The sequence below is a fragment of the Pedobacter frigoris genome (assembly GCF_005116445.1).
Lineage (GTDB): Bacteria > Bacteroidota > Bacteroidia > Sphingobacteriales > Sphingobacteriaceae > Pedobacter > Pedobacter frigoris.
This window is the reverse complement of sequence record NZ_SWBQ01000002.1, coordinates 886,254-898,921: the sequence shown is the minus strand read 5'-3', so window position 1 is coordinate 898,921 and position 12,668 is coordinate 886,254. Positions and strand designations below refer to the sequence as shown.

Annotated in this window: 13 protein-coding genes; 5 read left to right on the top strand and 8 right to left on the bottom strand. The window is 39.9% G+C overall.

Features of this window, described 5'->3' with window-relative positions:
- Positions 1-22: 22 nt before the first annotated feature.
- The 6 genes from FA047_RS10425 to FA047_RS10400 all read right to left on the bottom strand — a co-directional run bounded on the left by FA047_RS10425 (position 23) and on the right by FA047_RS10400 (position 5,971).
- Positions 23-1,048, bottom strand: coding sequence for a sensor histidine kinase (locus tag FA047_RS10425; RefSeq protein WP_136835972.1), 1,026 nt, complete (start codon positions 1,046-1,048; stop codon positions 23-25).
- 94 nt (positions 1,049-1,142) lie between these two features.
- Complete coding sequence (locus tag FA047_RS10420; RefSeq protein ID WP_136835971.1) at positions 1,143-1,910, bottom strand: TIGR03915 family putative DNA repair protein; 768 nt, start codon at positions 1,908-1,910, stop codon at positions 1,143-1,145.
- Positions 1,911-1,989: 79 nt separating this feature from the next.
- Positions 1,990-3,246: a putative DNA modification/repair radical SAM protein gene (locus tag FA047_RS10415; RefSeq protein WP_136835970.1), complete on the bottom strand. Its 1,257-nt coding sequence runs from the start codon at positions 3,244-3,246 to the stop codon at positions 1,990-1,992.
- Positions 3,247-3,291: 45 nt separating this feature from the next.
- The gene (locus FA047_RS10410) at positions 3,292-3,927 is read right to left on the bottom strand and encodes an HD domain-containing protein (RefSeq protein WP_136835969.1); all 636 of its coding nucleotides are present in this window, start codon (positions 3,925-3,927) and stop codon (positions 3,292-3,294) included.
- A gap of 262 nt (positions 3,928-4,189) precedes the next feature.
- Positions 4,190-4,702 (bottom strand): hypothetical protein, encoded by a 513-nt coding sequence (locus FA047_RS10405; RefSeq protein WP_136835968.1) that lies wholly within the window; start codon positions 4,700-4,702, stop codon positions 4,190-4,192.
- A gap of 78 nt (positions 4,703-4,780) precedes the next feature.
- Positions 4,781-5,971 carry a THUMP domain-containing class I SAM-dependent RNA methyltransferase gene (locus FA047_RS10400; protein ID WP_136835967.1) on the bottom strand — a complete coding sequence of 397 codons (1,191 nt, stop codon included), beginning with the start codon at positions 5,969-5,971 and terminating at the stop codon, positions 4,781-4,783.
- A 72-nt stretch (positions 5,972-6,043) separates the two neighbouring features.
- Between FA047_RS10400 and FA047_RS10395 the strand changes: the two genes are divergently transcribed.
- Entirely contained in the window at positions 6,044-6,412 is a 369-nt protein-coding gene (locus FA047_RS10395) for a DUF3127 domain-containing protein (RefSeq protein WP_136835966.1), read from the top strand.
- 174 nt (positions 6,413-6,586) lie between these two features.
- Complete coding sequence (locus FA047_RS10390) at positions 6,587-7,048, top strand: hypothetical protein (protein ID WP_136835965.1); 462 nt, start codon at positions 6,587-6,589, stop codon at positions 7,046-7,048.
- 20 nt (positions 7,049-7,068) lie between these two features.
- Here the strand turns inward: FA047_RS10390 and FA047_RS10385 are convergent, their stop codons facing one another.
- Positions 7,069-7,542: a pyrophosphohydrolase domain-containing protein gene (locus tag FA047_RS10385; protein WP_136835964.1), complete on the bottom strand. Its 474-nt coding sequence runs from the start codon at positions 7,540-7,542 to the stop codon at positions 7,069-7,071.
- A gap of 388 nt (positions 7,543-7,930) precedes the next feature.
- Between FA047_RS10385 and FA047_RS10380 the strand changes: the two genes are divergently transcribed.
- From FA047_RS10380 to FA047_RS10370, 3 genes are all read left to right on the top strand, one after another.
- On the top strand, positions 7,931-9,106 hold the full coding sequence (locus FA047_RS10380) for a DUF5690 family protein (RefSeq protein WP_225872696.1): 1,176 nt from the start codon (positions 7,931-7,933) through the stop codon (positions 9,104-9,106).
- 159 nt (positions 9,107-9,265) lie between these two features.
- Entirely contained in the window at positions 9,266-11,107 is a 1,842-nt protein-coding gene (locus FA047_RS10375; protein WP_136835963.1) for a sensor histidine kinase, read from the top strand.
- Between the two features lie 79 nt (positions 11,108-11,186).
- The gene (locus tag FA047_RS10370) at positions 11,187-11,882 is read left to right on the top strand and encodes a response regulator transcription factor (protein WP_136835962.1); all 696 of its coding nucleotides are present in this window, start codon (positions 11,187-11,189) and stop codon (positions 11,880-11,882) included.
- On the opposite strand, the gene FA047_RS10365 is transcribed toward FA047_RS10370, so the two are convergent.
- Positions 11,879-12,661 (bottom strand): GLPGLI family protein, encoded by a 783-nt coding sequence (locus FA047_RS10365; protein ID WP_136835961.1) that lies wholly within the window; start codon positions 12,659-12,661, stop codon positions 11,879-11,881. The genes FA047_RS10370 and FA047_RS10365 overlap by 4 nt on opposite strands.
- Between the last annotated feature and the right edge of the window lie 7 nt (positions 12,662-12,668).

The following is a 12,668-nucleotide window of genomic DNA, read 5'->3' as shown; positions in this document are numbered from 1 at the left end:
TTTTTAACCATGCTTAACGTTGCTAACCAATCTTTTCCAGTGTAAAGGCAAATGTGGTTCCGATCTGTAAAGTGCTTCTCACAGAGATAATCTGCTGGTGTGCTTCTAAAATGTGTTTTACAATGGCGAGCCCAAGACCTGTCCCTCCTTCTTCCCTTGATCTGTGCGTATCTATTCTGTAAAATCTTTCAAATAAACGAGGCAAATGCTTCTCGTCAATGCCGATCCCATCATCAGTTACCTCAATTAAATACTGGTCATGCAATTCAAATATTTTAATTGCTGTAGAACCTCTTTCACGACCATATTTTAAAGAATTTTCGATCAGATTTACCATCACCTGGCGTATTTTCTCCCGGTCGGCCCTGACAAAAGCAGGATGGGTATATTTTTCTTTAAAAGACAAAGTAATTCCTCTCGATCTGGCCTTATCTTCCAACAACTCCATTACCTCTTTGGCCAGCATAACAAAGTCAAACTTTACATAGTTTATCGGGATTTCACCAGTTTCTAATTTGGAGATAGAATCAAGGTCATTGATCAGGTAACTTAATCGTTCTACATTATTTCCCGCCTTTTTTAAAAACTTTACTGCCATGTCCGGATCGTCTACAATACAATCCTGAAGCGTTTCAATGTAGCCTTGTATGGCGAATAAGGGGGTTTTAAATTCATGAGATACGTTGGACAGAAATTCCCTTCTGAACTGCTCCTGCTTTTTCAATACCTCTATTTCGCGTTTTTTTGCCCCGGCCCATTCTTTTACTTCCTGTTCCACATCATTGATAGGGTCAGAACTCACGTATTCGCCCAGCGCATCTTTAAGGTCTTTGCCGAGCTTCAGATTATGGATCAGCTTATAGATCAAAACAATCTTTGAATATATGTATTTTTCAAGCAGGTAATAAAAGACAATAAAGCAGGTAAAAAATGAAACGCCAAAAGAGATCAGTAGGTAATACCAGCTTTGCTGGAAATGGTAATTTACCAAGCCAATCGATAGCGCTACTGCAAGTGAGGTAATTAGAACGAGAATGCTTAATTTCATAATATTTTTGCCGGTCGTCATCCTGAACACAAAGGAGCTGCAAAGCAAAATAAATTCAGAGTGACGCTTGTACTAAGGCAAGTTACAAGATATTTTATAAAACGTCCTGTTTTTCAGTAAGATATTTCCAATATCTTTTCGGCACGTGCTGCACATGTAATTTCGTGTTTTTTCTAGCTACAATATTGGTGCTTTTAAAGTAGTCTTTCCAGAGTGTAGCGTACAAAGCTTCTTTTTCGGACAGCAGGTTTTCGGCAGGTTTGTAATTGGTTTTCAGTCTTGCTTCCTCCATCTCGATCTCCTCCACCTTGTTGAGATCATAGAATAAGCCATAATGCCGTTTGAGATCATAAATGATCCATTGCTGATCGGCATACCTGTTTTTAAAATGCTGCATGATCAATGGCAATACATTGAAATCAGGATCAATACCACAGTAGAACATTCCGTCTGTAGTATGTTGAAACCGGATAAAGGCTTCCATCCGGTGCTTTTCTCTTTCCACCTTTCTGGCTGTCTGGGCTACAGCCAGTACGAAGGGGTTCCCATAATTTGATTCTGCACCATTAGAATTGGAAAATATGTAACAGGCAAATTCAAACAATTTGGTATAAGCTTCAGGTGTTTCTGAAAGAAATGTGCAATAAAACTTCCGCATCCATCCCCTGGCGAGCTTTTTCTGCAAGCCTGTCCACACGCGATCCGCTTTTTTCGGGTCTTTGTGAACCAAAAATACTTCAGTAAAAGCATCAGGTTGATGCTGGCTTCCCAGTTGGACCGATACTTTGCCGGGCTTGTGTTCGAACCACTCAAACACCGCGCAAAGCAGGCTCTCCAGGCTTCCATCTATCAGGTATATCATTCTATTTATTATCTGCCTGTCATCTCAAAAATACGAGAGATGACGGGTTGCTTTTCCATGCGATCTACTGTGTGCTCTGTTAAAATAAAATCAGCTGTTGCACGCTGTTTTTTAAATACTTACTCTGACTTTCTGCCATGATAAACGATTTAATCTGAGTAGCCTGATAGTCTTTCAGCTGATAAGGCGTATCAGCGCAGACTATGAAATGCTTCGCCCGGTTGTATGCTACACCAATCTTTTTCAACTGATCAATCCGAAGGCGGCCAAACTTCCTTGCCTGAACGATCTTTTGTGCTGAAGTTACCCCAATCCCGGGAATGCGAAGGATCATCTTATACGCCGCCACATTAATATCTACAGGAAAAAACTGCAGGTTACGCAAAGCCCAGCTCAATTTAGGGTCCATGTCAATATCCAGATGCGGGTTCGCATCGTTTAGCAATTCATTCACATGGAAGCCATAATATCTCATCAGCCAATCTGTTTGATAGAGCCTGTTTTCGCGAATTAACGGAGGTTGGGAACCTAAGACAGGCATCCTGCTGTCATTACTTATAGGAATGTAGCCGGAATAGTAAACCCGTTTTAAAGAAAAATTTTTGTAAAATGCAGCTGCAGTGTGCATAATATCCTTGTCCGTTTCAGGTGTTGCGCCAATCACCATTTGAGTACTTTGTCCGGCCGGTACAAATTTCGGGATGCTCTTGATTAGTTTCCGCTCATCTTTTAGCTGAATGATCTGACTTTGTACTAAAGCAAGCGGCTTTTTCACATCTTCGTGGCTTTTCTCGGGAGCCAGCAATTTCAATCCGCTTTCTGTTGGCATTTCAAGATTGATACTCATCCTATCAGCATACAGGCCAGCTTCTTTGATCAATTCGTCGCTGGCACCGGGAATGGTTTTCAGGTGAATATAGCCGTTGAAACGTTCTTCCAACCGCAATTTTTTTACTACTTTCAGCAAGCGCTCCATGGTAAAGTCAGCATTTTTAAATATGCCTGAACTCAGGAACAAACCTTCAATATAATTGCGCCGATAGAAATTGATAGTAAGTGATACCACTTCTTCAACAGTGAAAGCTGCCCGCTCTATGTCGTTGTTTTTACGTGAAACGCAGAAAGCACAGTCATAAATGCAATGGTTGGTGAGCAGGATCTTTAACAGAGAGACGCAACGGCCATCTTCAGTGTAAGTATGGCAAATTCCTGAACTGTGACTGTCGCCCAGACCCTTGTTGTCGTTCTTTCTCGTTCCTCCACTGGAGGAGCAGGAAACATCGTACTTCGCCGCATCCGCTAATATGCTTAGCTTTTCTCTTATCCGCTCAGACATGTTACTATATTTTTGCTAACAAATATAGTAAAAATACTAATTAATTTAGATTTCTGAATAAAGTTGTTCTAAATATGCGCACATAAACTCGTGTCTGTTATTTGCCATAGACCTACCCTCACTTGTTTTCATAAGATCTTTTAATAGCAGCAGTTTTTCGTAAAAATGGTTGATGGTAGGGGCCTGAGTATTTTTGTATTCCTCTTTGGACATATGGAGGTTGGGTTTAATCTCCGGGTCATAAAGCACCCTGTTTTTATAACCCCCATAGGTAAATGCCCTTGCTATGCCTATTGCACCTATCGCATCCAGCCGGTCTGCATCCTGAACGATATCCAGCTCTTTAGATTGGAAAATAATTGTACCAAGGCTCGCTTTATAGCTTAGGTTTCTGATGATCTGCTGAACGTGTTCAATAATTTCATTCTCCAGGTGCAAGCTTTTGAGGAAATCACCGGCTATTCTGGGGCCGATTTCTTCATCGCCATTGTTGAATTTAGCATCAGCAATGTCATGCAACAAAGCAGCAAGCGCTACGATCAGTTTGTCGCCTTTTTCCGTAGCATTGATTCTTTTTGCATTGTTGTATACACGCTCAATGTGAAACCAGTCGTGACCCGCTTCGGCATCAGCCAAAGTGGCCTTAACAAATGTGATTGTTTTTTCTATAATTTGTTCCATAAACATTCTATTTGAAAACACAAAGATAGCAGATCAGCTGTCAACTGCGGGGAAAGGTATAAATTGTTAATTCATTTAACTTATATGACACCTCATAAGGCATACAACGATATGTTAAATTTATAGTGAGCCCACCATGACCCCACGTTTTTACGGAAAAACGTGGGGTCATGGTGGGTTAACTATAGGTTAATGGTGCTGTTAGTGCAAACTTGTATGGTATCTTAAGTGGATCAGGTCATATTTTAACCCTTTGGCTCTTTTAAATCCTGCCTGCTTCTTTTTTGTTTTCCCTGCGTTCTTGTCTTTTTTCTTTTTGCTCTTCCTGAAAATCTCTTTTAAGTTCTCTCAGGTCTTCCTTCATTTCTCTGCGCGCTTCTCTTTTTTCTGAAGCATCGTCAAAAGAATCATTTTTAAAATCTTCGATGATCTCTTTGCGTTCAGTTTCGTAGTCAGCTTTATCGGTTGCCGCTTCCATTTCATCAGACATCATATCAAACTTGAAAACACTCTGTTGAAGAGATTTAGGGTCAAGATTTGTAAGTTTATCCGGATCGATGTTTTTCAACTGCTTGATCATGACTTTTGCAATATCTTTAGGAACGCTGGTCTTGATTTTCTTTTCCAGCTCTTTCCATTCTTTTTCAGAAAAGGTCTTTTTGGCAGTATCGATAACTTCGGAATGCTGGAATGCTTGTAGCTGTGGTTTGCTTTCAGCAGCAAACAAGGTGCCGAATGGCAATAGTGCCAGCACCGGGATCAATAGGTTTTTCATAGACTTGTGTGTTAATACAAATCTAATATACAAATATTTGAGAAACAGACATTAGGTTGCTTACATGTAATAAGAATATTAATCTTCTTTTACAGGTCTTTCGTTTTCCGGTCTGCGCGTGCCATCATATAATTCATACTCCAGCATTCTACAATCCAGTTTACCATTATAGAACTCGATTTTGCGTGTGGCTTTTAATCCGATTCTCTTTGCAAGGTCGGGGTTGCCGGTAAAGATATAACCGAAATAACCCTTACATTGCTGTTTCATGAAATCGCCCATACGCTTATAGGTCAGTTCCAGTTTGGAATGTACACCAAGGCGTTCCCCATATTCAGGGTTGAAGACAACTACGCCTTTACCACCTTCAGGTACTGGGGTTTCAGCAAAATCACAAACCTCAAACTGGATCAATGTATCTACACCGGCAGTTTTTGCATTTTTGCGGCTTACATCAACAGCATCTTCGGAGATATCTGTCGCGATGATCTGCAGGTCTACATTTTTTATCACCTGATCTTTCAGTATTCTGCGTTCAGCAAAGAACTCTTGCTCATCATAGCCCATGATGTGCATAAAGCCATAGTTCATACGGTACAGGCCGGGTCTGCGGTTCGTCGCAATCAGTGCAGCTTCAATGGCAAGAGTACCTGAGCCACACATTGGATTTACAAAAGGTGATTTTTTGTCCCATTGCGTACTCATAACCACACTCGCTGCAAGTGCTTCCAGCATCGGAGCTTTACCGGGAATTTTACGATACCCATGTTTTGCAAGGGTTTCTCCTGAAGTATCTATAAATACGTCAGCCTCGCTATCTTTCCAGTATAAATGGATCACTGCTTTATTGGCATCAGAACCCGAATTCGGACGGATTCCTTTCTTCTCTTTTATACGATCTACGATTGCGTCCTTTACTTTAAGATTGGCAAATAAAGGAGTGGTAATCGTTGGGTTATCCACATTTGAGGTTACGGAAAAGTATCCCGAAAAATCAATCAGGTCTTCCCATGCGATAGCTACCATTTCACGATAGAGTTCTTCAGGATTATTAGCTTTGAAGCTGCTCAGACAGTATAAAATCTGGCTTGCACATCTTAAATTCAGGTTTAGTTTGATGCATTCCGTTAAGGTAATGTTCAATTCTACACCTGTTGGAAAATCCCTTACGATCTCATAACCCAGGTCTTTGACCTCTTCTAATAAATAGGAGGAAAGGCGCTTATTGCAGGTTATAATAACCTTACTTTTTGTGTGGAAAACTTGCATAATTAATTCTACGAAGTTATCAATAAAAATATAGAGATTTGAACTTCGGATAAGAATAAAATAGTATTTGATATGGAAATTAAAGGAAAAGTGCATGAAATTGGTGCATTACAGCAGGTGAGTGAGACTTTTAAGAAACGTGACCTGATTATAGAATATGCAGAAAACCCTACTTATCCTGAATACATCAGGTTTGAGGCCTTACAAGATAAAACAGCTTTGTTTGATACTTTAAAACAAGGAGATGATGTTGAGGTTTCTTTCAACTTGCGCGGTCGTCCATGGACAGATAAAGCCGGAAAAACATCTTATTTCAATAGTTTAGTAGTATGGCGTATCAATGCCTTACAGGCAGGTGCTCCAGTTGCATCTACACCAGCATATGCACCTCCGGCTGATTTAAACAGTGCGCCAGGTGAAGATGATGATCTTCCTTTCTAAAAAGACCTTTTTTAAATAAACAAATTGACCACCGTGCCGCCCTTCAACAGGGGCGGCATTTTTTTGTCCTGAAATACAGGCTTAATATGAAAGCTTTTGGCACTGGAATACCCGTTTAACTCTCCAGTGAGTATTATTTTTGCACTGTTTTAATCGAATTTAAATTTTGTAGTAATGCAGGATAAGGCAGAAGATAAATTGGCAACATATATTCCTTTGCTTGAAAAGGCGATGACGGGGTTAAAGAGCCGTTCAACTCAGGTAATCTCTTTTGAGGAGCTGCTGAAGAATGACAGGGAGAAAATTTACAACATGGCAGCGCTTTTACTGCCATTTTCTATCCTTCAGCCTGAAGATCTTTTAAATGTTCTTTTAAAGGATGATACACGTAAATATGTGAGCAGTCGGGATACGCTGGTTAAACAGGTGACAGATATTCTGACAATGAGGATAGGTGGTTTGCTGGATTCCGGTCAGGTAGTGCTTGCAGCAGATTTAACAACTTCGATGATCAAAGTTATAGAGGATGATTTTCTTAAGGGAGGTTGTAAGAGTGAGCTGCATAAAGAAATACTTGCCAGGGCTAGTGATTTCATGATTGGACTAATGGACGTAGGGTTGTCAGAATTTGAATAAAGTTTTAAAAAAAGGTTGTTTTAAATGTCTTGCAGCATGCCTTTAATGTTTGCCGGCGAGTAGTTGATTGATTTCAATGTTTTGTTGTCATTAGTTCTATATATTAGAAATAATGAATCCTCTTCTTTATGGTATGCATCACACTGGTGGTTTTTACGGTAATGCTGTATGGTATCGTTAGCTTCTTCTATCGATTTACAGGCCTTACTCATATTTGAACGGTGTACCTCATCAAATAAGTCTTTAAACTTTTCACCAAGTCCAAATTCGAGTACCGCACCGCTAAGTACATATTGTAAATCGCATAAAGCATCAGCTACTTCTACAAAATCATTGCTTTCGATGGCTTGTTTTAGCTCCTGAAGCTCTTCCGCAAGTAGGGATACCCGCAAGTTTGCCCTTTCTTTTGAAGGAATACCTGGGGCGTCTCTAATTGGGTGCTTAAATGTTTTATGGAATTCTGCTACCTGATTTAATGGATTTGGTTCTTGCATGATGATCTGGGGTTTTTTAATAAGCTTTAAAATTACAGTTAATTTTCATCTGATAAAAATTGATCTTCTATTGTGATGAAGTTATCAAGGTTATTTGTGCCAGGTAGTAGATTGAAAAATCCTTTAGCAATGTTGGTTACAATTTGATAACATAGACTTTGTTTACTAATAATAAACAAAGTTTAGTATTGCATAACAATTGGTGTGATATGTTTAGTAGATTGATTTCGAGCCAGCAGGGTCTCCTGTTGGTTGTAAAGCGGGAGGTATAAGATGAAAAAAGCGCCTTATTGGTTAATAACCCTGATTGGAGGACTTGCTGCATTTGGCTGTTACACCAGCATGTATGCTTTTCGTAAAGCATTTGCGGCTGCCACTTTCGAACATAATGAACTTTTTTGGAGTAGATTACATGGTCTGGCTGGTTATTGTACAGATGATGGGTTATACCTTTAGTAAGTTTTACGGCATCCGGTTTATCTCAGAATCGGGCAAGCAGAATCTGGCCAAAAGCATCATTTTGCTCCTGTTAATCTCCTGGGTCGCCCTCCTTGGATTTGCCGTTATCCCTGCGCCTTATAATGTCTTATGTTTATTCGTGAACGGACTTCCTTTGGGTATGATCTGGGGATTGGTATTCAGTTATCTCGAAGGTCGAAGAACTACGGAGTTTACGGGGGCTGTGATGTCCATCAGTCTTATTTTTGCCTCAGGTTTTGTAAAGACCGTTGGCAGAAATATCATGGTTGTATTTTCTGTAAGTGAATACTGGATGCCTTTTCTAACAGGACTGGTGTTTTTAGTTCCCGCTCTTCTTTTTGTCTTTCTACTGGAAATTTTACCTCCTCCAAATGAAGAAGATTTGCGACTGCGTACCAAGCGGGTGCCGATGGATCAAAAACAGCGAAAAGCTTTTATCGCCAACTTTTTACCGGGAATTGTTTGTACAGTTGTCATTTATGTAGTGCTTACTTGTATCCGTGATTTGAGAGATAATTTTGAGGTAGAGATCTGGAATGGTTTGGGAGTTCACGATAATCATATTTATACGCAAATAGATACCATTATTTCATTAGTAGTATTGCTTATGGTTGGGTTTTTAATCCTCATCAAAAATAACCTCAGGGCTTTTACGATCATTCATGTTATGATCATTTCAGGTTGTATTCTTGTAGGTTTAAGCACTATTCTTTTTGATTATGGATACTTGAGCCCGGTTGCCTGGATGGCTGTTCTGGGCACCGGGTTATATATGGCTTACATACCTTACAATGCTATTTTTTTTGAAAGGATGATCGCGACGTTCAATTACAAAAGTAACATAGGCTTTATCATGTATGTTGCCGATTCCATCGGTTATGCAGGAAGCTTTTCGCTATTATTATTCAGGGAGTTCGGACACGTAGAGATTAGCTGGGTGCAATTCTTTAAAGAATGTCTGCTGGTAGTTCCATTAATCGGCGGCACATTCAGTATCCTGTCTCTGGTTTATTTTAGGAGGAAAAAAGCAGGTAAGCGCAGTATTGGCGAAGGGAAGTTTACAACGCCTGAGGTCAGTTTGTAACCTTGCCTGGCAGCAGTTTCTGTATAAGATTTATTGGGCCACAGCTCTTTGTTGTCAGAATATCAGCGGTAAGTTCTTGTAAATTAGAAAGGTATTCTGTTAAAAATTGTTAAATAGAGGTGATTCTGTGTTTGCTTCATTAATTTTGTATATCATATAATGAAGAAAAGAAGCCTTTGGTTGATCACCGCATTGATGACTTTAGCCTTGCTAGGGGTGTTTGTAATGCAGTTGTATTACATCAGGCAAGCCTATAATCTAAATTCACGACTTTTTCAGCAGGACGTAAATCAGGCATTGAATGCCGTGGTAAACAAAGTGCAGAAGAGAAATGCAGCCCTGCATATCAATAAAAGAGATCTTAAGCTGGAAAGAAATCGAGAGACCGAGATTCGTAATCAGGCACAGCAGCTGGTAGATTATAAAGAAAGGTATAAAGCCGAAGAGGAGAAACGGCTGATCAAGCTGGAAGGTCTTGTTTTTGCTGACCTCAATAGAACCGAAAAGGACATTGCAAGAGCCTATGTAAATCCGGTACGGATTACAGAGAATGAATTTGCGGCGGCTTCTGATATGAGTAATCCTTTGAGTTCTCCGGTGCATGTGGATGTGAATGTTGGTCTGGATGCTTATGGGAATGTGGTAGGCGGACAAATCAAATCAACTTTTGTTCCCCAGCGGGTGAAATCATTTAGCATTATTTCTAATGAGATACCGGATAGTATTCGGTACCATGCAATAGATCCCGTGACTGGTAAGTTGGTGCTGATCAGTGTAAAAACTATGGATAACGAGTTGGAAAGAAAGTTTAAGCTCGAAAGCGACCTGGCTAAAAGGAAATATGAAGAGGGGCTTAAAAGATTAATGACCGATACTTTGCCTTTAGAACCGGAGGCAAACCTGATGATCCAGGATGTGGCCAAGGAAATGAGGGAAGCAAATGTTCCGCTCAGTAAGTTGGTTTCCAGAGATATGCTGGATACACTTTTGAAAAAGGAACTGATGAACCGAAACATCAGTCTCAAATATGATTTCTGGGTGAGCCTGGCTCAGAAGGATTCTTTGGTGTATATGAAGGCTTCTAACGGTCATATTGATGAAGAATTTTTGCCCAAAAATACACATAAGGTAATGCTGACTAATTTCATTACCCGTGATCCCGGAATGCTTTACATTCATTTTCCAAATGAGAATTCATTGATTTTTTCAAATCTAAGTGTGGCTATGGCTTCTTCGGCCGGTCTACTGTTTATACTGGTATTCATATTTGCTTACACGATCTATGCGATTATGAAGCAAAAGAAAATCTCTGAAATGAAGACAGATTTCATCAACAACATGACCCATGAGTTTAAAACTCCTGTTGCGACGATCATGATTGCGAGTGAGGCTCTTAAAGATCCTGAGATCGCAGAGGATAAAGGAAGGATCAGCAGACTTGCAGGTATTATTTACGATGAGAATGTAAGACTTGGTAACCATATTGAACGTGTTTTAAGCATTGCAAGACTGGAAAAGAAGGAACTGAAACTGGAATACAGCGAATTGAATATGAACGATCTGATTGCTGTAGTGGTTGATAGTATGGGACTTCAACTACAGAAGAAAGATGCGGAATTGCTCTTGAATCTTAACGCAGAAAATCCTTTTGTTTTTGGTGATGAATTGCATCTGTCGAACGTGATCTATAATTTGATCGACAATGCAAATAAATACAGCTCTGGTGCTCCTAAAATTCAGGTTACAACGATAAATACCGGAAAAAATCTGATCGTCGAAATTGCAGATGAAGGAATAGGCATGACTAAAGAGCAGACTAAGCGTATATTTGATCAGTTTTACAGGGTGCCTACTGGCAATCTTCACGATGTAAAAGGATTTGGCCTGGGACTAAACTATGTTCAGGACATCATCACACAAATGAATGGAACGATTAAGGTGCATAGTGAGAAGGATAAGGGTACTGTATTTGAAATCAGCTTACCAATTAATAGAAATTAACTACATATGAAACTTATGACCGGCCAGGCTAACGCTTAAGGTCATCATAGCTTCATCGCCACATACAAAATAGAAACACATGAAAAAGATCCTATTGGTAGAAGATGACCCTAATCTCGGACTGTTACTTCAAGATTATTTGCAGATTAAAGGCAAGTTTGAGGTAGTACTATGTGCAGATGGGGATGAGGGCCTGAAAGCATTTACTAAGAAGGATTTTGACTTGTGTATCCTGGATGTGATGATGCCTAAAAAGGATGGGTTTACGCTTGGAAAGGAAATTAGGAAGATCAACCAGGATGTGCCAATTATTTTTGCTACTGCAAAGGCCATGATGGAAGACAAGGCTTCTGCATATGATCTTGGAGGTGATGACTACATCACCAAACCTTTCAGGATTGAGGAGCTCTTATTGAGAATTAATGCCTTGCTGAAAAGGGTTGCTGTTAAGGAATCTTCGGATGTGTCTCCTGCCCAGACCCTGTTTCAGATCGGTGACTACTCTTTTGATTATACCACGCAGCTGATCCATTATAAAGGTCAGCAGCAAAAACTATCGACAAAAGAGGCGGAATTGCTACAGTTACTTTGTCTGAAAAAGAACAGTGTGTTGACAAGGGAAGAGGCATTATTGAGTATCTGGCATGACGACAATTATTTTAATGGCCGCAGTATGGATGTGTTTTTAAGTAAATTAAGAAAATACCTTAGGGAAGACCCTAAGGTAGAGATACTGAATGTACACGGCAAAGGATATAAACTGCTGGTGAATTAAAGCGAAAATGCTTTAAGTGCAGATTTAGCATGGTCTCCCCAATCCTTTAATGCCGAATTGATGGTTTCCTTTAAACTTTTATAGGTTGCGGCTTTTCCTTTTGAAGGTATTTTCATTTCTGCTGTTGAAACGGATTTGTCGGTTACAGTCTTTGCGAACCAGGTTATATTTTCATGAGGGAGCGCTACGCCCAGAATCATTCCCGGTAAGCCGGTAAAAGATTCAGGACCACCAGATACAGGGATCTTGTCAGTATAAAATGCAACAACATAAATGGAATCAAGAATGATTGCATTGGCCCTTCGGCACTCATAACCAGCAATAGTTCGCATCTCGCTGGTTAACTTCCAATTTATTTGTCTGATTGTATCTTTTAACAGAAAGGTTTCCTCATAAACTGTCTTCTGTGCAGTGAACATTCCGGTTGCAAAATCTGTATGGATGGTGTTGTTTTGTGAAACGATAGGATCATTGCCGAAGAAAAAGCCTCTTTGAGCTTCTGTATCGGCGATGGGAGTAAAAACGGTTTTATTGGTTGAAAAGGCAAGTGTGCTCTTTAAAATCTTAAACTGAGGTTGGCTCCGCTTGTAATTGTCATACATGTCCCTCCAGAAGCTCCCAGAACTTTCGTTCATATTTTTCTTCATCATGGCAAACATGTTTATACTCTTTTCATATTCAATAACCCCACTGAAAGGGAATCTTGCATTCTGTGCGAAGCTGCAGGTAGCAGCAAGAAGGAGGCTTAAGAAGATGATTGTGGTTTGTTGTAATTTCATAAGATGC